Source organism: Streptomyces sp. NPDC002156 (assembly GCF_053593675.1).
Map to the genome: position 1 here is coordinate 1 of NZ_JBSFDA010000060.1, position 19,921 is coordinate 19,921.

The 19,921-nt window shown below is 70.6% G+C and carries 17 protein-coding genes; 11 read left to right on the plus strand and 6 right to left on the minus strand.

Going from position 1 to position 19,921, the window contains the following annotated elements; genetic code table 11:
• The first annotated feature begins 146 nt into the window (after positions 1–146).
• From ACWCRB_RS23835 to ACWCRB_RS23865, 7 genes are all read left to right on the plus strand, one after another.
• On the plus strand, positions 147–995 hold the full coding sequence (locus ACWCRB_RS23835; protein WP_450997962.1) for a TrmH family RNA methyltransferase: 849 nt from the start codon (positions 147–149) through the stop codon (positions 993–995).
• A 54-nt stretch (positions 996–1,049) separates the two neighbouring features.
• On the plus strand, positions 1,050–2,231 hold the full coding sequence (locus ACWCRB_RS23840) for an ATP-binding protein (protein ID WP_450997963.1): 1,182 nt from the start codon (positions 1,050–1,052) through the stop codon (positions 2,229–2,231).
• 148 nt (positions 2,232–2,379) lie between these two features.
• Complete coding sequence (pheS, locus tag ACWCRB_RS23845; RefSeq protein WP_450997964.1) at positions 2,380–3,507, plus strand: phenylalanine--tRNA ligase subunit alpha; 1,128 nt, start codon at positions 2,380–2,382, stop codon at positions 3,505–3,507.
• A complete protein-coding gene (pheT, locus tag ACWCRB_RS23850) occupies positions 3,507–6,011 on the plus strand; it encodes a phenylalanine--tRNA ligase subunit beta (RefSeq protein WP_450997965.1) in 2,505 nt (834 codons plus the stop codon). Before pheS ends, pheT begins: the two co-directional genes overlap by 1 nt.
• 251 nt (positions 6,012–6,262) lie before the next feature.
• Positions 6,263–7,303, plus strand: coding sequence for a PP2C family protein-serine/threonine phosphatase (locus tag ACWCRB_RS23855; protein ID WP_450997966.1), 1,041 nt, complete (start codon positions 6,263–6,265; stop codon positions 7,301–7,303).
• Positions 7,304–7,586: 283 nt separating this feature from the next.
• The gene (locus tag ACWCRB_RS23860) at positions 7,587–8,936 is read left to right on the plus strand and encodes a transcriptional regulator (RefSeq protein WP_450997967.1); all 1,350 of its coding nucleotides are present in this window, start codon (positions 7,587–7,589) and stop codon (positions 8,934–8,936) included.
• A gap of 130 nt (positions 8,937–9,066) precedes the next feature.
• Entirely contained in the window at positions 9,067–9,606 is a 540-nt protein-coding gene (locus ACWCRB_RS23865) for an NUDIX hydrolase (protein WP_450997968.1), read from the plus strand.
• Between the two features lie 10 nt (positions 9,607–9,616).
• Here the strand turns inward: ACWCRB_RS23865 and ACWCRB_RS23870 are convergent, their stop codons facing one another.
• Both ACWCRB_RS23870 and ACWCRB_RS23875 read right to left on the minus strand, forming a co-directional pair.
• A complete protein-coding gene (locus tag ACWCRB_RS23870) occupies positions 9,617–9,874 on the minus strand; it encodes a hypothetical protein (protein WP_450415473.1) in 258 nt (85 codons plus the stop codon).
• A gap of 182 nt (positions 9,875–10,056) precedes the next feature.
• Positions 10,057–10,932: a 3-hydroxybutyryl-CoA dehydrogenase gene (locus ACWCRB_RS23875; RefSeq protein WP_450997969.1), complete on the minus strand. Its 876-nt coding sequence runs from the start codon at positions 10,930–10,932 to the stop codon at positions 10,057–10,059.
• Between the two features lie 242 nt (positions 10,933–11,174).
• Between ACWCRB_RS23875 and ACWCRB_RS23880 the strand changes: the two genes are divergently transcribed.
• Positions 11,175–12,422 carry a glycoside hydrolase family 10 protein gene (locus ACWCRB_RS23880; RefSeq protein WP_450998001.1) on the plus strand — a complete coding sequence of 416 codons (1,248 nt, stop codon included), beginning with the start codon at positions 11,175–11,177 and terminating at the stop codon, positions 12,420–12,422.
• 98 nt (positions 12,423–12,520) lie between these two features.
• On the opposite strand, the gene ACWCRB_RS23885 is transcribed toward ACWCRB_RS23880, so the two are convergent.
• Both ACWCRB_RS23885 and ACWCRB_RS23890 read right to left on the minus strand, forming a co-directional pair.
• Positions 12,521–12,715, minus strand: a complete 195-nt coding sequence (locus ACWCRB_RS23885) for a DUF1918 domain-containing protein (RefSeq protein ID WP_105974233.1) — start codon at positions 12,713–12,715, stop codon at positions 12,521–12,523.
• Positions 12,716–12,736: 21 nt separating this feature from the next.
• Positions 12,737–13,705, minus strand: a complete 969-nt coding sequence (locus tag ACWCRB_RS23890; protein WP_450997970.1) for a DMT family transporter — start codon at positions 13,703–13,705, stop codon at positions 12,737–12,739.
• On the opposite strand from ACWCRB_RS23890, the gene ACWCRB_RS23895 reads away from it, so the two are divergent.
• Positions 13,704–15,137, plus strand: a complete 1,434-nt coding sequence (locus ACWCRB_RS23895) for an aminotransferase-like domain-containing protein (protein ID WP_450997971.1) — start codon at positions 13,704–13,706, stop codon at positions 15,135–15,137. The genes ACWCRB_RS23890 and ACWCRB_RS23895 overlap by 2 nt on opposite strands.
• A 180-nt stretch (positions 15,138–15,317) precedes the next feature.
• Positions 15,318–15,896, plus strand: coding sequence for a histidine phosphatase family protein (locus ACWCRB_RS23900; protein ID WP_450997972.1), 579 nt, complete (start codon positions 15,318–15,320; stop codon positions 15,894–15,896).
• 12 nt (positions 15,897–15,908) lie between these two features.
• Here ACWCRB_RS23900 and ACWCRB_RS23905 read toward each other — a convergent pair whose 3' ends face one another.
• Positions 15,909–16,373 (minus strand): DUF6314 family protein, encoded by a 465-nt coding sequence (locus ACWCRB_RS23905; RefSeq protein WP_450998002.1) that lies wholly within the window; start codon positions 16,371–16,373, stop codon positions 15,909–15,911.
• A gap of 134 nt (positions 16,374–16,507) precedes the next feature.
• Here ACWCRB_RS23905 and ACWCRB_RS23910 point away from each other — a divergent pair, with 134 nt between their 5' ends.
• The gene (locus tag ACWCRB_RS23910; protein WP_450997973.1) at positions 16,508–18,982 is read left to right on the plus strand and encodes an alpha-L-arabinofuranosidase C-terminal domain-containing protein; all 2,475 of its coding nucleotides are present in this window, start codon (positions 16,508–16,510) and stop codon (positions 18,980–18,982) included.
• A 98-nt stretch (positions 18,983–19,080) separates the two neighbouring features.
• Here ACWCRB_RS23910 and ACWCRB_RS23915 read toward each other — a convergent pair whose 3' ends face one another.
• Positions 19,081–19,848, minus strand: a complete 768-nt coding sequence (locus ACWCRB_RS23915; protein WP_450997974.1) for a 2-phosphosulfolactate phosphatase — start codon at positions 19,846–19,848, stop codon at positions 19,081–19,083.
• Positions 19,849–19,921 lie beyond the last annotated feature (73 nt).

The following is a 19,921-nucleotide window of genomic DNA, read 5'->3' on the forward strand; positions in this document are numbered from 1 at the left end:
GGCCGAAAGTCGAGGGGCGAAGCCCCCGCCTTTCAGGGGCGCGGGGAACTGCGCGAGAAGCCCCACCGGCCCGCACCGGCCACGCAACCGATGCACCCACCCCCTCAGGCGCTCACCTCACCCGACCCGACCCCGAAGGTGCCCACATGCCCCCCGCCCCCGAGCTGATCTCCCCCCGCTCCGCCCGCGTGTCCGCCGCGCGGCGGCTGGCCCGGCGGAACTTCCGGGGGAAGGACCGGCTGTTTCTCGCGGAGGGGCCGCAGGCCGTGCGGGAGGCGGCCGGGTACGGCAAGGGGACGCTCGTCGAGCTGTTCGCCACCGTCGACGCCGCCGAGCGGTACGCCGATATCGTCGGGGAGGCCGAGAACAGCGGCGCCCGCCTCCACCTCGCCGACGAGGACGTCATCGCCGACATCTCCACCACCGTCACCCCGCAGGGCCTCGTCGGGGTCTGCCGGTTCATCGACACCTCGTTCGAGGACATCCTCAAGGCGCGGCCCAAGCTCGTCGCCGTCCTCGCGAACGTGCGCGACCCCGGGAACGCCGGCACCGTGCTGCGCTGCGCGGACGCTGCCGGAGCCGAGGCCGTCGTCCTCACCGACGCCTCCGTGGACCTCTACAACCCGAAGGCCGTACGCGCCTCCGTGGGCTCCCTGTTCCATCTGCCCGTGGCCGTCGGTGTGCCCGTCGAGGAGGCCGTGGCCGGGCTCAAGGGCGTCGGCGTACGGATTCTGGCCGCCGACGGCGCGGGCGCGGACGACCTCGACGACGAGCTGGACAAGGGGACCATGGGCGGGCCCACCGCCTGGGTGTTCGGCAACGAGGCCTGGGGGCTTCCGGAGGAGACGCGGGCGCTCGCCGACGCCGTTGTGCGTGTTCCCATTCACGGAAAGGCGGAAAGCCTGAACCTGGCGACCGCCGCCGCCGTATGTCTCTACGCGTCCGCCCGTGCACAGCGCGCCTCCGGAGGGTGCCGTTCCGTCACCGAGAGCTAGTAGGGTGACGGGCTCGGGGGCCCACTGCGCCAGTCCGAGAGGTGGGGTACGGGGATGACTGTCGGCACGAGCGGAACACTGGGGGCACGGGAATTGCGGAGCGAACCCGCCTCCCGGCACGGTGATCCCGCCCGGCCTGGGACCGGGACCGGAGCGGGATTCGGAGCCGAGCTGGGCATCGACCCCGACGACCTGCCCGACGGCCTCGTCGTCGCCGACGAGCACGGCCGGGTGATCTGCTTCAACGCCGCCGCCGTACGCATCACCGCCGTTCGTGCCGCTGATGCCCTGGGCCTCAGGCTCGACCGCGCCCTTCCGTTAGAAGACCTCGAAGGGCGGCGCTGGTGGCAGCTGACCGACCCGTACGGCGGGCTCGCGATCAGGAACGGCCAGCCCGAGCGGAACCTGCTGCTGCCCGGCGGGCGTGAGGTCCTCGTCTCGGCGCGTTATCTCCGTACGCGTCCCACCGGGCCGATCCACCGCGTAGTCGTCTCCCTCCGCGACACCGAGGCCCGTCGCCGCACCGAGCGCAGCCACGCCGAGCTGATCGCCATCGTCGCCCACGAACTGCGCTCGCCGCTCACCTCCGTCAAGGGCTTCACCGCGACCCTGCTCGCGAAGTGGGAACGGTTCACCGACGACCAGAAGAAACTGATGCTGGAGACCGTCGACGCCGACGCCAACCGCGTCACCCGGCTCATCGCCGAACTGCTCGACATCTCCCGCATCGACTCCGGGCGGCTCGAACTGCGCCGCCAGCCCGTCGACATGGGCGCCGCCGTCGGCCGGCACATCCAGGCGTACGTGGCCGCCGGGCAGCCCGCCGACCGGTTCCTGCTCCGGATAGAGCAGCCCCTGCCGGCCCTCTGGGCGGACCCCGACAAGATCGACCAGGTGCTCAGCAACCTGCTGGAAAATGCGGTGCGCCACGGCGAGGGAACCGTCACCATCGATGTCACGGCCGCGCTGTCCCCGCGTGAGGGGGACGCCGACCAGAACACGGCCACGTCGGTCACCGTGAGCGACGAGGGGCCCGGCATCCCGGAGGAGTCCATGAACCGCGTCTTCACCCGCTTCTGGCGGGGCAGCAAGCGCGGCGGCACCGGCCTCGGGCTGTACATCGTCAAGGGCATCGTCGAGGCCCACGGCGGCTCCATCACGGTCGGCCGCGCCCCCGGCGGCGGCGCCGAGTTCCGATTTATGTTGCCCGTGAGCACCCCGGCGTACCTCCAGTAACGCCGACGAGGCCCCACGGGCGCGTTCGAACACCTCACCCCCGTTAGACTCGGCCTTTGGCACCTTTGCGTCCCTCTCTGTGGACGATTCGTCTCCGAGCCGTAGACGACGGGGACCATCCGCCAGCCAACCGGAAGCACGGGAAGAGATGTCGGCACCGAACAAGTCGTACGACCCTGTAGAGGTCGAGGCCCTGAAACCGGAAGCGATCGAGAGCATGCGGGACGAGGCGCTCGCCGCCTTCGCCGCCGCGGACTCCCTCGACACGCTCCAGGAGGCCAAGGTCGCCCACACCGGCGGCACCTCGCCGCTGGCCCTCGCCAACCGCGAGATCGGCGCGCTGCCCCCGCAGGCCAAGGCCGCCGCGGGCAAGCTCGTCGGCCAGGCTCGCGGCGCGGTCAACAAGGCGCTCGCCGCCCGCCAGACCGAGCTGGAGGCCGAGCGGGACGCCCGTGTGCTGGTCGAGGAGGCGGTGGACGTCACCCTGCCGTACGACCGCGTGCAGGCCGGCGCCCGCCACCCGCTGACCACGTTCATGGAGCGCGTCGCGGACGTCTTCGTCTCCATGGGGTACGAGGTCGCCGAGGGCCCCGAGGTCGAGGCGGAGTGGTTCAACTTCGACGCCCTCAACTTCACCCCGGACCACCCGGCCCGGCAGATGCAGGACACGTTCTTCGTCGAGGGCCCGAAGGGGACCGTCGGCGACGAGTCCGGTGTCGTGCTGCGTACGCACACCTCGCCCGTGCAGGCCCGCTCCATGCTCGACCGCGAGCCGCCGGTCTACATCGTCTGTCCCGGCCGCGTGTACCGCACGGACGAGCTGGACGCCACGCACACCCCCGTCTTCCACCAGATCGAGCTCCTCGCCATCGACGAGGGCCTGACCATGGCCGACCTCAAGGGCACCATGGACCACATGGTCCAGTCGCTCTTCGGCCCGGACATGAAGACGCGGCTGCGGCCCAACTACTTCCCCTTCACCGAGCCGTCCGCCGAGATGGACATGCTCTGCTACGTCTGCAAGGGCACCTCCGTCGGCAACCCCGACCGTCCCTGCCGGACCTGCTCCAGCGAGGGCTGGATCGAGCTGGGCGGCTGCGGCATGGTCAACCCGCGCGTGCTCGTCGCGTGCGGCGTCGACCCCGAGAAGTACAGCGGATTCGCCTTCGGGTTCGGCATCGAGCGGATGCTGATGTTCCGCCACAACGTCGAAGACATGCGAGACATGGTCGAGGGTGACGTCCGGTTCACCCGGCCGTTCGGGATGGAGATCTGATGCGGGTCCCGCTTTCTTGGCTGCGGGAGTACGTCGACCTGCCGGCGACGCAGACCGGCCGAGACGTCCAGGAGAAGCTCATCTCGGTCGGCCTCGAGGTCGAGACCGTCGAGCAGGTCGGCGCCGGACTCAAGGGTCCGCTGGTCGTCGGCCAGGTGCTGACCATCGAGGAGCTGGAGGGCTTCAAGAAGCCGATCCGCTTCTGCACGGTCGACGTCGGCACCGCCAACGGCACCGGTGAGCCCCAGGAGATCGTCTGCGGCGCCCGCAACTTCGCCGTCGGCGACAAGGTCGTCGTGGTCCTCCCGGGCGCCGTCCTGCCCGGCGACTTCGCGATCGCCGCCCGCAAGACGTACGGCCACACCTCGCACGGCATGATCTGCTCGGGCGACGAGCTGGGCATGGGCGACGACGGCAGCGGCGGCATCATCGTCCTGTCGCCGGAGCACGAGGTCGGCACCGACGCCATCGAGCTGCTCCAGCTCGTCGACGAGGTCCTCGACATCGCCGTCACCCCCGACCGCGGGTACGCCCTGTCCCTGCGCGGCATCGCCCGCGAGACGGCCATCGCCTACGGCCTCCCGCTGCGCGACCCGGCCCTGCTCGACGTACCGGCCCCGAACGCGTACGGCTACCCGGTCGAGGTCTCCGACCCGTTCGCCTGCGACCAGTTCACCGCCCGTACGGTGACCGGGCTCGACCCGGACGCGCACTCCCCGATCTGGCTCAGGCGCCGCCTCCAGAAGGCGGGCATGCGCCCGATCTCGCTCGCCGTCGACATCACCAACTACGTGATGCTGGAGCTGGGCCAGCCCCTGCACGCGTACGACCGCTCCCGCGTCCAGGGCGCGATCGGCGTGCGCCGGGCCGAACCGGGCGAGAAGCTCACCACCCTCGACGGCGTCACGCGCACGCTGGACGCCGAGGACCTGCTCATCACCGACGACCGGGGTGCCATCGGCCTCGCGGGCGTCATGGGCGGCGCCAACACCGAGATCGACGACACCGAGGGCACCACCACCGAGGTCGTCATCGAGGCCGCCCACTTCGACGCGATCACCATCGCGCGCACGGCCCGCCGTCACAAGCTGGCCTCCGAGGCGTCCAAGCGCTTCGAGCGCGGCGTCGACCCGCAGGCCGCCTCGGCCGCCGCCCAGCGCACGGTCGACCTCCTGGTCCTCCTCGCCGGCGGCACCGCCGACGCGGGCGTCACCGAGGTCATCGCACCGTCCGCGCCGCGCACGATCTCCATCCCGGCGAACCACCCGGACAAGGTCGCGGGCGTCGAGTACGGCCGCGAGACCGTCGTACGCCGTCTCCAGCAGGTCGGCTGCGACGTGTACGGGCAGGACGAGCTGATCGTCACCGTCCCGTCCTGGCGCCCGGACATGACGGACCCGAACGATCTCGCCGAAGAGGTCATCCGCCTGGAGGGCTACGAGAACCTGCCCTCGACCCTGCCGAAGCCCCCCGCGGGCCGTGGCCTCACCGACCGGCAGCGCCTGCACCGCCGCGTCGGCCGCGCGCTGGCCGGAGCGGGTTACGTCGAGGCGCTGAACTACCCGTTCATCGGCGAGCACGTCTTCGACCAGCTGGGCCTGGCCGCCGACGACCCGAAGCGCAAGGTCGTCAAGCTGGCCAACCCGCTGTCGGACGAGGAGCCCGCACTCCGTACGACGCTGCTGCCGGGCCTGCTCGGCGCGCTGCGGCGGAACGACGGGCGGGGCAGCCACGACCTGGCGCTGTTCGAGACGGGGCTGGTCTTCCACCCGCAGGATGAACTGCTCGTCGCCGGGCGTCTGCCGGTCGACCGCCGCCCCACCGACGAGGAGATCGCGTCGCTCACGGCCGCGCTTCCCGTCCAGCCCCGGCACGCCGCCGTCGTCCTCGCGGGCGCCCGCGAGCAGGCCGGCTGGTGGGGCAAGGGCCGCCCGGCCGACTGGGCCGACGCGATCGAGGCGGCACGGAGCCTGGCGGAGGAGGCGGGCACCGAACTCCTCGTCCGGGCCGGCCAGTACGGGCCCTGGCACCCCGGCCGCTGTGCGTCGCTGGCCGTCGTGGTCGACGGCACCGAGCAGGTCATCGGGTACGCCGGTGAGCTGCACCCACGCGTGCTGAAGGCGCTCGGGTTGCCCGCGCGCACCTGTGCGATGGAGCTGAACCTGGACAAGCTGGAGGCGGCGAGTTCTGGGGTGCCCAAGGGGCCGAAGATCTCGACGTTCCCTGTCGCCACGCAGGATGTCGCCCTTGTCGTCTCGCGTGAGGTTCCGCATGCGGATGTCGAGGCGGCGTTGCGGGAGGGGGCTGGTGTGCTTCTGGAGTCGCTTCGGCTCTTCGATGTGTACGAGAGCAGCGAGCAGCTGGGGGAGGGGCGGAAGTCTCTCGCCTATGCGTTGCGGTTCCGGGCGGCTGATCGGACGCTGACCGTCGATGAGGCTTCGGCTGCTCGGGATGCGGCTGTTGCTCTTGCGGGGGAGCGAACGGGAGCGGTGTTGCGTAGCTAGCGGGGTTGGGGTGGGCGGGTTTCGGCTGCTGCGCCGTCGTGGCTGGTCGCGCAGTTCCCCGCGCCCCTGGGGGGTGGGGGCTGCGCCCCGCACCCCCCATACCCCCCTCCTCCTCCATCCGTTACCTCACTCATTTGGGTGACAAGTTCGGGCGAAGTGGTCCCTTCGGGGCATGTGGTCGACAGAATCGGACCGGTCTTTCGGGGCCGGTCCGATTTGTGTTGTCAGGGCCTGACTGGGGGGCCGTCGGCATGATCCGTATCAAGGCTGGTGTGCGGCGTCGGTGCAGGCCGGGGTGTCGGCGTCGGCGGCGGGTGCTGTCGCTCGCGCTGCCCACCGCGTGGGGGGCCACGGCGATCACGTACAAGCTGGCCTGTCCGCTCGCCCAACAGGAGGGGCTGGGGGCGCGCATCGTCACCAGCGCCGTCTTCTTCGCCGTCGGGACCGGGCTCATATTCCACGTCCGCTGGGCGCTGCTGCGCGAGTTGAGGCTCGCCCGGCAGGTCGCCGGGGCCGCGCAGAGCGTGCTGCTGCGTCCGTTGCCGCAGCGCATCGACGGTCTGCGGGTCGCCGCCGCCCAGCTGTCCGCCGACCGGGGTGCCGTGGTCGGCGGTGACCTGTACGAGGTCATCGCCACCGAGCACGGCGTACGGGTGGTCATGGGCGACGTACGCGGACACGGCATCGGCGCCATCGGGACCGTCGCCGCCGTCCTCGGCAGCTTCCGCGAGGCCGTGCACGACGAGGCCGAACTCGGCAGCGTACTGCGGCGGTTGGAGCGGGCCCTGGCCCGTCACCTGGGCGAGCTCGACCCCGAGAGTCCGGTCGCCGAGGAGTTCGTCACCGTACTGCTCCTGGAGATCGGCGAGGACGGTGAGGTGCGGGCCTTCAACTGCGGGCATCCGGCGCCGTATCTGCTCAGCGGCGGCCGGGTCGACGTACTCACGTCCGGCGAAACTCTGCCCCCGCTGGGCCCGTTCCCCCTCCCGGCCGAACTGTCCGCCGAACACTACGGCCAACTCCTCCCCGGCGACTCCCTGTTGCTCCACACGGACGGCGTAGAGGACGCCCGCGATGCCCATGGCCGGTTCTTTCCCCTGCCTGCGGTACTGGCGGAGGCGGTCCGCACCCAACCGATCTCCCCGCAGGCGGTCCTACGGGCCATCTTCACCCGCCTGTTGCGACACACCGGCGGCCCCCCGACGGACGACGTGGCTGTATTGGTGCTGCGCAACGACCGCCGCCGAGTCTCCCAACAGCAGGGACACCCCGTAGCCCATCAAGTCACGTGAGCTGTACGTCTTTAGGGGCGCGGGGAACTGTGCGACCAGCCCCCACGCACCCGCAGTCAAAACACAACCGCACATCCCTGCTGAACGGGCCGAGCCGCCGCACTGTACGAGGGGGGAGCCGACGGCCCGGCAGCCTCTTGCGAGGCATCTCAGTCAACCGAACGGACACTGTCCGCGACAGTGCGCACACGCTACGAATTCACGTACTTCCATCACACCCCGTGTGAAGGCGAACACATTACGCTGACGCACACGGCAGGCACCGAGAGCCACCGGAGGGCACATGCAGCCCAACACCCTGCTCGACGCGATCCTCGACGAGGCGGGCATCTCGCACGCCGGACTCGCCGCCCACGTCAATCAGGCGGGCCGGGCGCGTGGACTCGCCCTCAGGTACGAACACACCGCCGTGGCACGGTGGTTGAAGGGACAGCGGCCCAGGGGCCAGGTGCCCGACCTGATCTGCGAGGTGCTCGCCGCCCGCCTGCACCGCGCCGTCAGGCTGGACGACATCGGCCTCGGAGTGTCCGGCGACAACACCGGCCCGCTCGGTTCGGCCGGCACCTCGCTGTCCGGGTTCGTCGAGCGGGCGACCGCCCTGTGGCGCTCCGACGAACAGCAGCGCCCCCATATCCTCGGCGCCCCGGCCGTCACCGGCACGCCCGCCGTGATGCCGGTGTGGGAGTGGGAGAACCCGCCCGAGGATGTCGACGTCTCGCGCGGTGGACGGCATCGGGTCAGCATGGCCGACATCGAGATGCTCCGCTCCGCCCGCGCCCACTACGAGCAGATGTACCGCAAGGCCGGCGGCATCGCGACCCGCACCCGCATCGTCGGCTTCCTGAACTCCGAGACCGCGCCCCTGCTGCGCGGCAGCTACACCGACGCCACCGGCCGCCAACTGCACCGGGCCACCGGCGGGTTGGTGGCGATCGCCGGCATCTGCGCGTACGACTCCGATGCCCACGGTCTCGCCCAGCGATATTTCCATCAGGCGCTGCGGCTCGCGAAGGCCAGTGGGGACCGGGGACTTGGGGCGTATGTCATCGCCCTGCTGGTCAACCAGGCTCTGTTCATGCGGGAGTTCCGGCAGGCCGTCGCCTTCGCGGAGGCCGCGCTGCGTGCCGCGGGCAAGCACATCACGCCCGCCCTCGCCTCCGACCTCTACGCGATGCAGGCCAAGGCGTACGCACACCTGGGCGACGGCAGCAGCGCGCTCTCCTGCATCCGGCGGGCCGAGCAGGCCGCCGAACGCATCCGGCGCGGATACGAACCCGACGAAACCGGCTATGTCCAGCCGGGGTTGGTCAACGTCCAGGTGGCGGAGGCGCTGCTGAGCCTCGGAGATCTGGCGGCGGCGGGGGAGCACGCGACGGCCGCGGTGGACAACCCGGCGCACGACCGGGGCAGAGTGCACCGGCTCGCGATGCTCAGCCAGATCGAACTGCGCCGGGGCAACGCCGACAAAGCGGTGGCCACCGCGGTGCAGATGGCCGAGCAGGCGCGCGGAATGGAGTCCCAGCGCCTGCGCGACAGACTCCGGGCGGTACGCGAACACCTGGTGCGCAACGGCTGCGCGGGCACGGCCGAGGCAGCCGAAATGATCGACGGGGCACTGCGCGTACCGCTCTAGACACCCCTCGCGGGACACCTTTGGCGCGCGGATTCTCGGGTAACCGCGCGGTGAGTCGCATTCTGTGCGCCTGCTGTCAGCACGCTCCTGCTGCCATATTGCCATCTACTCGGCGGAAGGTGGCAGAACCGTGCAGTGGACGAAACAGAACGAACAAACTGTGTATGAAAACCGCTGGTTCCAGGTCAATCTCGCAGATGTCGAGCTGCCGAACGGGCGGCATCTCGACCACTTCCTCATACGGCTGAGGCCTGTTGCCGTGGCCACAGTGGTGAACGAGGCCAACGAGGTTCTCCTGCTCTGGCGGCACCGGTTCATCACCGACAGTTGGGGGTGGGAACTCGCGGCCGGGGTCGTGGAGGACGGCGAGGACATCGCCTTCGCGGCCGCCAGGGAGCTGGAGGAGGAGACGGGCTGGCGACCGGGACCCCTGCGGCACCTCATGAGCGTCGAGCCGTCCAACGGGCTCACCGACGCCCGGCACCACATCTACTGGGCCGAGGAGGGTGAGTACATCGGGCACCCCGTGGACGACTTCGAGTCGGACCGCAGGGAGTGGATCCCCCTCAAGCTCGTCCCCGACCTGGTCGCCCGCGGGGAGGTCCCGGCCGCCAACATGGCGGCCGCGCTACTGCTGTTGCACCATCTCAGGCTGGGGCAGGACACCTAGGTGGCCTTGTTCAGCGTCCGAGGGCCTGCCAGACCGTCACGGCCAGTGCCCCGAGGGCCGTGAGGGCCGCGACGCCCCGCAACGGCCATCGGGCGTGTTCGAGGTGGACGACCCGGTTGGTCAGATCGTCGACTTCCTTGTCCGTCTCCTTCGTACGATGACTGAGCAGGGCCAGCCCTCCCTCGACGCGCGCGTACGCGACATCGAGGCGGCGGCGTAACTCTGCGAGTTCTCCATGAGCCACGGGATGCTCGGGGTCGGCGGTCACGTGTCCGCTCCTTTCCGTAGTCGTCACATCCCTTGCATGCGCATGATGAGTCAACTCGCCTGGTGGGCGCGTGGGGAGAGTGTGCGCGGGGCATATGCGTGTCCGGCGCGCACACGGTGTGTGAATGCCGCGGGCCCGGCACCCCGAAGGGTGCCGGGCCCGCGTATGACGCTGGGTGACGTCTAGGCGTATGTGTAGAAGCCCGAGCCCGACTTCCGGCCCAGCCGGCCCGCGTCCACCATGCGCTGGAGCAGCGGGGGAGCGGCGTACAGGGGCTCCTTGTACTCCTCGTACATCGAGAAGGCGACCGAGGCGACCGTGTCCAGGCCGATCAGGTCGGACAGCTTCAGGGGGCCCATCGGGTGGGCGCAGCCCATCTCCATGCCGTTGTCGATGTCCTCACGGCTGGCCATGCCCGACTCGAACATCCGGATCGCGGAGAGCAGATACGGGATCAGCAGGGCGTTCACCACGAAGCCCGAGCGGTCCTGGGCGCGGATCGCGTGCTTGCCGAGAAGCTTCTCGGCGAACGACTGGGCGCGGGCGAGCGTTCCCTCGGAGGTGGTGAGGGCCGGGATCAGCTCGACGAGCTTCTGCACCGGGGCCGGGTTGAAGAAGTGGATCCCGACGACCTGGTCGGGCCGGGAGGTGGCGACGGCCAGCTTCACCAGGGGGATCGAGGAGGTGTTGGAGGCGAGGATCGCGTCCGGGCGGGTCACCACCTGGTCGAGGATCTGGAAGATCTCGGTCTTCACCTGCTCGTTCTCGACGACGGCCTCGATCACCAGATCGCGGTCCGCGAACTCGCCGAGGTCGGTCGTGAAGCTGAGCCGCGCCAGCGTCTCGTCCCGCTCCTCCTCGGAGATCTTGCCGCGCTCGGCCGCCTTGGAGAGGGAGTTGAACAGCCGGGTACGGCCGAACTCCAGGGCTTCGCCGGTGGTCTCGGCGACCTTCACGTCCAGCCCGGAGCGGGCGCACACCTCGGCGATGCCCGCTCCCATCTGGCCGCAGCCCACAACTCCGACGCGCGAGATCTCTCCCGCTGGGCTGTCCGTCACATCGTCCCTTTCACTGATCGTCTTCTCCGGCCGTCAGGCCCGCGCGAGCCCCGCCGTTGTCCGGGTTCTTCCGTCCGGCCGGGGCCTGCGCCAAACCTGCACGTTACCTTCGGGGGCCATTGCGCAATTGTCCGGGCCTCCCATGGGAGTGTGGCCCGGGACGGGTGCGGACGGTTTGTGACTTGTCCGACACAGCGCACAGCGGAGGTACGGAAATGAGTGGGAAGGCGCGGCACGCGCGCATGTCACGGCGGGCGTTCGCGGTGACCGCCCTGTCGACGCTCGTGGTGGGCGGGGCGGTGACGGGAGCCGCGCTGGCCGGTGCGGAGCCGAGCGCGTCGAAGCGTGGCGGCAAGCGGGCGACGGGCGAGCTGCGGGGCATGTGGCTGGCCACGGTCACCAACCGCGACTGGCCGTCGAAGCAGGGCCTGACCGCCTCCCAGCAGCGCGCCGAGCTGATCACCCACCTCGACACGGCGGTGAACCGGCGCCTCAACGCGGTGTTCCTCCAGGTCCGCCCGACCGCCGACGCCCTGTGGCCCTCCCCGTACGAGCCCTGGTCGCAGGTCCTCACCGGCACCCAGGGCAAGGACCCCGGCTGGGACCCGCTGGCCACGGCGGTCGAGGAGGCGCACGCCCGCGGTCTCGAACTGCACGCCTGGTTCAACCCGTACCGCGTCGCCAACCACACCGACCCCACCAAGCTCGTCGCCTCCCACCCGGCCCGCAAGAACCCGGACTGGGTGGTGCCGTACGGCGGCAAGCTGTACTACAACCCCGGTCTGCCGGAGGTCCGCCGCTTCGTCCAGGACGCGATGCTCGACGCGGTGGCGAAGTACGACGTCGACGGCGTCCACTGGGACGACTACTTCTACCCGTACCCGGTCGCGGGCCAGACCTTCGACGACGACGCCGAGTACGCGAAGTACGGCGGGACCTTCCCCGACCGGGCCTCCTGGCGGCGCGACAACATCGACAAGCTGGTGCTGGAGACGGCCGCCCGCATCAAGGCCGTACGCCCCGGCGCCGACTTCGGGATCAGCCCGTTCGGCGTGTGGCGCAACGTGGCGACCGACCCGCTCGGCTCGGACACGAAGGCGGGTGTGCAGACGTACGACGACCTGTTCGCGGACACCAGGAAATGGGTGCGGCAGAACTGGATCGACTACATCTGCCCGCAGATCTACTGGAACATCGGCTTCGCCGCCGCCGACTACGCCAAGCTGCTGCCCTGGTGGGCCGAGACCGCGAAGGGCACGGGCACCAAGCTGTACGTCGGTGAGGCGCTGTACAAGGCGGGCGACCCGGCGCAGCCCTCGGCCTGGCAGGACCCGGCCGAGCTGTCCAAGCATCTGACCCTCGCCCAGGACTACCCCGAGGCGCGGGGGCACGTCTTCTTCTCCGCGAAGGAAGTCGGCGTCGACAAGATCGGCGCCATGGCACGGGTGGTCGCCGACCACTACCAGCAGCCGGCGACGCCACCTCGCTGATACCCGGCTCGCGGCAGCGCCCCAAAGGGGCGCGGGGAACTGCGCGACCAGCCACAATGGACCCGCAGTGTCCCAACCACGTATCCAGCGGTGCTTCTCTAGCGGTCAGCGTCCTTGTGGCGGACCTCGCAGTCGGGGCCGGGTGACATCACTGCCTCGTGCCCGTCCGGGAAACGGACGCGGTACGGGGGAGTGCCCTCCTGGCCCATGACCTCGACGACTTCCGATATCTGGTCGTGCTGGCCGACCACCCTGCCGTGCTGGACAAGCTGGTCGCCCACGGTTGCGCGCATCTGCGGGTCTCCTCTCGGCTCTCAGCCGCGGGCCCGCTGGGTGACGGCGATACAGACGAGGACGGCCGCCGCCGTGAGCGGAGCGGCCGGCGTCAGCTGCTCGCTCAGCAGCAGGACCGACCACACCAGTGTGAGCAGGGGCTGCGCCAACTGCAACTGGCTGGCCTTCGGAATGCCGATCGCCGCCATGCCCCGGTACCAGACGACCAGGCCGAGGAACTGCGACCCCGCCGCCACCCACAGCAGCCCGATCACACTGTGCGCGGTGAGCTGTACGGGCTCGTACGTCAGCGCCAGCGCGGCGGCGGGCGCGGTGAGCGGCAGGCTCAGCACCAGCGCCCAGCCGATGACCTGCCAGCCCGGCATGACCCGGGCCAGCCGACCGCCCTCGGTGTAGCCGGCCGCGCAGACCAGCAGGGCGCCGAAGAGATAGGCGTCGGCGCTGGTCAGGGCGCCGCCGCTCTGCTGGACGGTGAACGCGAGGACGGCCGCCGCGCCCGCCAGGGCCGCCGCCCAGAAGGCGCGCGAGGGGCGGGAGCCCATGCGCAGCGCCGAGCAGAGGGCCGTCGTCAGCGGCAGCAGGCCGATCACGACGGCGGCGTGCGAGGTGGTCGAGGTCTGGAGGGCGAGCGTGGTGAGGAGCGGAAAGCCGAGGACGACTCCGGCGGCGACGACCGCAAGCCCCGCCCAGTGCCGGCGGGCCGGCAGCGGCACACGCAGCGCCAGCAGACAGCCGCCCGCGATCAGCGCCGCGAGCACGACCCGTACGGCCACCAGCGACCACGGGCCGAAGCCCTCCAGGCCCCAGGCGGTGGCCGGGAAGGTGAGCGAGAAGGCGATGACACCGAGGGCGGCCTGCAGGGTGCCGAGGCGGCGGGCGGTGGACTTCTGGGACGGGGGACCGGCATGGGCACCGGGGGTCCCCGGCGTGCTCATGCTGCCGTTGACCGCTATCGGAGTCGGTGCGGTAGCGCTATCCTGTGCTCTCATGGAAGAGCGTAGCAGTGTCGGTGAACTGGCGAACAGGCTGCGACAGGAGCTGAATCGCTACTCTCCAGGTGGAAAGCTGCCGTCGAGTCGCGTCCTGGTCGAGCGCTACCGCGTGAGCCCGGTGACCGTCTCCCGGGCGCTCGCACAGCTGGCCGCCGAGGGCCTGGTCGTGACCCGCCCAGGAGCGGGCGCGTACCGCGCGGAGCCGCGCCCCACGTCCACCCCCGCCGGGGACACCTCCTGGCAGGAGGTCGCCCTGAGCGCGGACGGCGCCGCCGACCTCGTACCGCGCACGGTGAACGCCTCGGGTGTCGTCATCTCGCTCGCCGCGCCGCCACCCGGCGTGATCGAGTTCAACGGCGGCTATCTGCACCCCTCGCTCCAGCCCGAGCGGGCGATGGCGGCGGCCCTCTCACGGGCCGGACGCCGTCCCGGGGCGTGGGGCAGGCCGCCCCTGGACGGACTGCCGGAGCTGCGCGAATGGTTCGCGCGGGGCATCGGCGGTGCCGTCACGGCGGCCGAGGTGCTGATCACGGCGGGCGGCCAGGCAGCGCTCACCACAGCCCTGCGTGCCCTCGCCCCGCCCGGCGCGCCGGTCCTGGTCGAGTCGCCCACCTACCCCGGCATGCTCGCCATCGCCCGCGCGGCCGGCCTGCGCCCGGTGCCGGTCCCGGTGGACGCGGACGGCGTACGTCCGCCGCTGCTGGCGGACGCGTTCCGGGCGACCGGCGCCCGGGTGTTCGTCTGCCAGCCCCTGTTCCAGAACCCGACCGGGGCCGTCCTCGCGCCCGAACGGCGCGGAGAGGTGCTGCGGATCGCCCGCGAGGCCGGGGCCTTCGTGATCGAGGACGACTTCGTACGACGGCTGGTGCACGAGGACGCGGCGCCGCTGCCGCGTCCGCTCGCGGCGGAGGACCCCGACGGTGTCGTCGTCCACGTCGGCTCGCTCACCAAGGCGACCTCGCCGAGCTTCCGGGTGAGCGCGCTCGCGGCCCGGGGTCCCGTACTGGAACGGCTGCGCGCCATCCAGATCGTCGACACCTTCTTCGTCCCGCGCCCCTTGCAGGAGGCGGCCCTCGAACTCGTCGGCTCCCCGGCCTGGCCCCGTCATCTGCGCACGGTGTCAACGGAGTTGAGGGTCCGCCGGGACGCCATGACCTCCGCGCTGCTGACGGCTCTGCCCCAACTGTCCCTGCCCCACATCCCGTCGGGCGGCTATCACCTCTGGCTCCGCCTCCCCGACGGCACGGACGAGGCCGCCCTCGTCGCCGCCGCCCTCCGCGCGGGCGTCGCGATCACCCCCGGCCGCCCCTACTTCAGCGCCGAACCCCCGGCGGCCCACGTGCGGTTGAGCTTCGCGGCGGTCGCGGGCGTGGGGGAGATCGAGGAGGGGGTACGGAGGCTGCGGAATGCCTGCGACGAGGTGCTCTGAGGTGGGGTTCCGAGGGGGGTGCTCCGACCGTGTGTTCCGACGCGGGGTGGGTCGAGAGTGAAGCCCTCGTGGAGTCGGCGTAAAGCCTCTGTGGGGATCGGGCGGTGGTCGGCGCGTACCCTCGATAACCTCTGAGTAACGCCCCTTGACCTGCGTTCTTTCCCGGCAGACCATCGCCGCATGCAACTTCGGGTCACCTTCGTCGCCGCCGCGCGCAGCTCCCCGCTGCTCGCCGAGCGCTTCGACGACGACCGGCCGCTGGACCAGGCCGGCTGGGACGAGGTACAGCGCGCCGCCCACGAACTGGTGCCGCTGGCGGCGGCCGAGCTGCGCTACTGCTCGCCGACGCCCCGCAGCCGGGCCACCGGGGACGCCCTCGGCTACGGGCCGCTCGTCCAGCTCGCCCTGCGCGACTGCGACATGGGCCGCTGGCGCGGGCTCACCCTCGGCGAGGCCATGGCCCGGGAGCCCGAGGCCGTGGACGCCTGGCTCGCCGATCCGCGCGCCACGCCCCACGGCGGTGAGTCGCTGCTCGACTTCATCTCGCGCGTGGGCAACTGGCTCGACACCCGGCCCGTGGACGACGGCGGCCGGATCGTCGCCGTGGCCGAGCCCTCGGTCGTCCGGGCGGCCCTCGTCTACGCCCTGAAGGCACCGCCCTCGACCTACTGGAACCTCGACGTCCGCCCCTTGTCCACGACCGTCGTCACGGGCCGTACGGGCCGCTGGAACCTTCGCTTCGAGGGCGTCCTCTCCTAGGGCGGGGCGCGGCTAAGGGCTTTCGCGGGTGTCGTCGGTCGTGCGGGTGTAGTCGGTCGTGAGGACCAGGTCCTTGGCCGGGCCCGCCACTTGCCACACCGTCCGCCAGCGGTCCGCGTCCAGGACCGTGAACTCACCGCGGTAGAGATCGGCCGCGCAGGGGTGGTCGGTGATCCAGTGGCCCGACGTCAGGTCCAGGTCGTGGAACGGGCGGCCGTCCGCGAAACGTACGTCCGCCGTGCCGGGGGCGGTGCCCGGGAGGAAGCGGAGTGTCCGCTCGGCGGGGCGGGCGACGCGCTGCCAGACGAACGTGCCGGACTCGTGATGGAGCAGACCCTCGCCGTCCAAGGGGCTGAACGTCGTGGTGCCGGTGAAGATCCCCTCGTCCGCGCCCGCGAGATCCCGCACCGTCCGCTCCGCTCGCCAGCTCCCCGCCAGATAGAGCAGTGCATCGGCTACTGGCCGGAACTCGCCCACGTCGGCGCCCTCCCCGAGAATGTCGAGTTGCGTGCGATCCATTGACGCACTTCGGTCACATACCTATCTTGCCGTTCGAAGTGCTGATCGTTGTCCGATATCCCGAACTGTATCGACAGAGCCGCGGAGTATCCATGTCACGCACACGCACCCGCTGGAGACTAGGTCTCACGGCCACCGCACTGCTGGTGGTCTCGGCGGTCGTCCCCGCCCCGGCCAACGCCGAGGACGTCACCGACTACGCCATCACCGTGGACCCGGCGACCAAGGGCGCCAAGATCGACGACACGATGTACGGCGTCTTCTTCGAGGACATCAACCGCGCCGCCGACGGCGGTCTGTACGCCGAACTCGTGCAGAACCGATCCTTCGAGTACTCCACCGCCGACAACCGCTCGTACACGCCCCTCACCTCCTGGGCGGTCGGCGGTACGGCCACGGCTGTCAACGACGACGGGCGCCTGAACGCCCGTAACCGCACCTATCTCTCGCTGGGCGCCGGTTCGTCCGTCACCAACTCCGGCTACAACACCGGGATCAGGGTCGAGGACGGCAAGAGGTACGACTTCTCCGTCTGGGCCCGCGCCGACCAGGCCGGCACGCTCACCGTGTCCCTCACCGACGCCGGGGGAGTCCTCGCCGAGGCCCACCAGGTCGAGGTGAAGGGCGGCTGGGCCAAGTACAAGGCGCGGTTCACGGCGACCCGCACCAGCACTACCGGGCGACTGACCGTCGCGACGGACAACTCCGTCGCCCTGGACATGATTTCGCTGCTGCCCCGGGACACGTACAAGGGCCACGGACTGCGCAAGGACCTCGCCCAGAAGATCGCCGCACTCGACCCCGGCTTCGTGCGCTTCCCGGGCGGCTGTCTGGTCAACACAGGTTCCATGCAGGACTACAGCGAGGCGTCCAACTGGGAGCGCAAGCGCTCGTACCAGTGGAAGGACACCATCGGGCCGGTCGAGGAGCGCGCGACCAACTCCAACTTCTGGGGCTACAACCAGAGTTACGGGCTCGGTTACTACGAGTACTTCCAGTTCTCCGAGGACATGGGCGCGATGCCGCTGCCCGTCGTCCCGGCGTTGGTCACCGGCTGCGGGCAGAACAAGGCGGTCGTCGACGAGGCGCTGCTCAAGCGGCACATCCAGGACACGCTCGACCTCATCGAGTTCGCCAACGGGCCGGTGACCAGTGAGTGGGGCCGGAAGCGGGCGCAGATGGGCCACCCCAAGCCCTTCCACCTCACCCACATCGAGGTGGGCAACGAGGAGAACCTGCCCAACGAGTTCTTCGCCCGCTTCACCGAGTTCAGGACCGCCATCGAGGCCAAGTACCCGGACATCACGATCATCTCCAACTCCGGCCCGGACGACAGCGGTTCGACCTTCGACACCGCCTGGAAGCTCAACCGGGACGCCGACGTCGACATGGTCGACGAGCACTACTACAACAGCACCAACTGGTTCCTCCAGAACAACGACCGCTACGACTCGTACGACAGGAACGGCCCCAAGGTCTTCCTCGGCGAGTACGCGTCCGGCGGCAACACTTTCAAGAACGCCCTCTCCGAGGCCGCGTTCATGACGGGCCTGGAGCGCAACGCGGACGTCGTCAAGCTCGCTTCGTACGCCCCGCTGCTCGCCAACGAGGACGCCGTGCAGTGGCGCCCGGACATGATCTGGTTCAACAACCACGCGTCCTGGGGCTCGGCCTCGTACGAGGTGCAGAAGCTGTTCATGACCAACGTCGGCGACCGTGTCGTCCCCACCACGGCGACCGGCACGCCCTCGGTGAGCGGCCCGATCTCGGGCGCCGTCGGCCTGTCGACGTGGGCGACCACGGCGGCGTACGACGACGTGAAGGTCACCGGCGCGGACGGTACGGCGCTGCTGAGCGACGACTTCTCGGGTGACGCCTCCCAGTGGACCCATACGGGGGGCGGCAGTTGGACGGTCCAGGACGGGCAGTACGTCCAGACGGACGTCGCCGCCGAGAACACCATGGTCTCCGCGGGCAACCCTGCCTGGCACGACTACGACCTCCACGTGAAAGCCACCAAGAAGTCCGGCAAGGAGGGCTTCCTCGTCGCCTTCGGCGTCAAGGACACCGGGAACTACTACTGGTGGAACCTGGGCGGCTGGAACAACACCCTGAACGCCGTCGAACAGGCCTCGGACGGCGGCAAGTCGACGCTCGTGTCCAAAGCCGGCTCGATCGAGACGGGTCGCGCGTACGACATCGACGTCAAGGTGCGGGGCCGTCAGGTCACCCTCTACCTCGACGGCCAGGAGTGGGGCAGCTTCACCGACGACAAGCCGGCCGAGCCGTTCCGCCAGATCGTCACCAAGGACGCGAAGACCGGCGACCTGATCGTCAAGGTCGTCAACGCCCAGGCGGCACAGGCCCGTACGGCGATCGACCTCGGCCGGACGAAGGTGAAGTCCAAGGCGGCGGTGACCACGCTGGCCGCCGCGCCGGACGCGGTGAACAGCGAGACGGCGACACCGGTCGCGCCGGTGAGGTCGACCTTCACGGGCGTGGCGAGCAAGTTCACGTACACGTTCCCGGCGAACTCGGTCACCTTCCTGCGGATCAAGAAGGGGTGAGGGGGATGGGTGACGGGGTGGACTGAGAGGAACGGCTGATCGGGCGGGCGGTTCAGGTACCCAGGGGTGCCTGGGCCGCCCGTACCCGGTTCGGACGGTCAGCCGGTCGCCGCCACGAACGCCCCACCGACCAGGACCGGCACCACCGCGCTCGCGTCCACCTCCGTCGCGATCGCCACATCCTCCGGGAAGCCGCCGTCGATCAGCTCCCGCCCCGAGGCGCTCGCCAGTACGTCGGCGGCCAAGTCCGGGGAGGCGGTGAAGGCGGTGGCGACGGTACCGGCCTCGATCGAGAGGGACGTACGGCCGTTGCCGTGGATGTCCAGCGAGGCGAGCACGGCGCCCGCCCCCAGCAGGTCCTCCAGGGCCGGTCGCAGGCTGCCGTCGGGCCAGCGTTCGCCGGCGGCGATCACACCGACCGGCCGTTCGGCGGTCCCGTACCCCTGCTCGGCGAGCCAGGCGCCGACGGCGGTGCCGTTGCGCAGACACGCGGCCACCACGACCGTCGTGTCGTCGGCCGCCGCCGAGATGGCCGAGCCGTTGGGGGAGGGCAGCACCAGCCGGGCGGCGAAGGGTGCCCGGCGCAGAGCCGCCGGGGAGAGCGACCAGGGTGTGTCGGTGCTCACCGAGCGACGGCCGACGGCGAGCCGGGCGTCCATCTGCTCGGCGAAGGCCGTGGCCGTGCCGTCGCGCCACGGGTAGGGGAAGACACGGGTACCGGCCTCGACGGCGACCGAGACCGAGGTCGTGAACGACAGGACATCCACGACGACCAGGCAGGACACCTCGCGGGAGAGGTGTCTGGCCCCCGTCGGCCCCCACTCGAAGCGGACCCCGAATCCGGACTGGAGAAAGTCCTCACGCATACCCGTGATCGTGCCATGGGCATGATCGACCTGTTGCCCGTACCGGTCCGCCCGGCTCCGCATACTGATCCAC

What these genes read in the sequence shown, in the direction of transcription:
- ACWCRB_RS23835 (WP_450997962.1), top strand. Translation starts at nt 147, where the DNA reads ATGCCCCCCGCCCCCGAGCTGATCTCCCCCCGCTCCGCCCGCGTGTCC.
- ACWCRB_RS23840 (WP_450997963.1), top strand. Translation starts at nt 1,050, where the DNA reads ATGACTGTCGGCACGAGCGGAACACTGGGGGCACGGGAATTGCGGAGC.
- pheS (WP_450997964.1), top strand. Translation starts at nt 2,380, where the DNA reads ATGTCGGCACCGAACAAGTCGTACGACCCTGTAGAGGTCGAGGCCCTG.
- pheT (WP_450997965.1), top strand. Translation starts at nt 3,507, where the DNA reads ATGCGGGTCCCGCTTTCTTGGCTGCGGGAGTACGTCGACCTGCCGGCG.
- ACWCRB_RS23855 (WP_450997966.1), top strand. Translation starts at nt 6,263, where the DNA reads ATGATCCGTATCAAGGCTGGTGTGCGGCGTCGGTGCAGGCCGGGGTGT.
- ACWCRB_RS23860 (WP_450997967.1), top strand. Translation starts at nt 7,587, where the DNA reads ATGCAGCCCAACACCCTGCTCGACGCGATCCTCGACGAGGCGGGCATC.
- ACWCRB_RS23880 (WP_450998001.1), top strand. Translation starts at nt 11,175, where the DNA reads ATGTCACGGCGGGCGTTCGCGGTGACCGCCCTGTCGACGCTCGTGGTG.
- ACWCRB_RS23885 (WP_105974233.1), bottom strand. Translation starts at nt 12,715, where the DNA reads ATGCGCGCAACCGTGGGCGACCAGCTTGTCCAGCACGGCAGGGTGGTC.
- ACWCRB_RS23895 (WP_450997971.1), top strand. Translation starts at nt 13,704, where the DNA reads ATGGAAGAGCGTAGCAGTGTCGGTGAACTGGCGAACAGGCTGCGACAG.
- ACWCRB_RS23890 (WP_450997970.1), bottom strand. Translation starts at nt 13,705, where the DNA reads ATGAGAGCACAGGATAGCGCTACCGCACCGACTCCGATAGCGGTCAAC.
- ACWCRB_RS23900 (WP_450997972.1), top strand. Translation starts at nt 15,318, where the DNA reads ATGCAACTTCGGGTCACCTTCGTCGCCGCCGCGCGCAGCTCCCCGCTG.
- ACWCRB_RS23910 (WP_450997973.1), top strand. Translation starts at nt 16,508, where the DNA reads ATGTCACGCACACGCACCCGCTGGAGACTAGGTCTCACGGCCACCGCA.
- ACWCRB_RS23915 (WP_450997974.1), bottom strand. Translation starts at nt 19,848, where the DNA reads ATGCGTGAGGACTTTCTCCAGTCCGGATTCGGGGTCCGCTTCGAGTGG.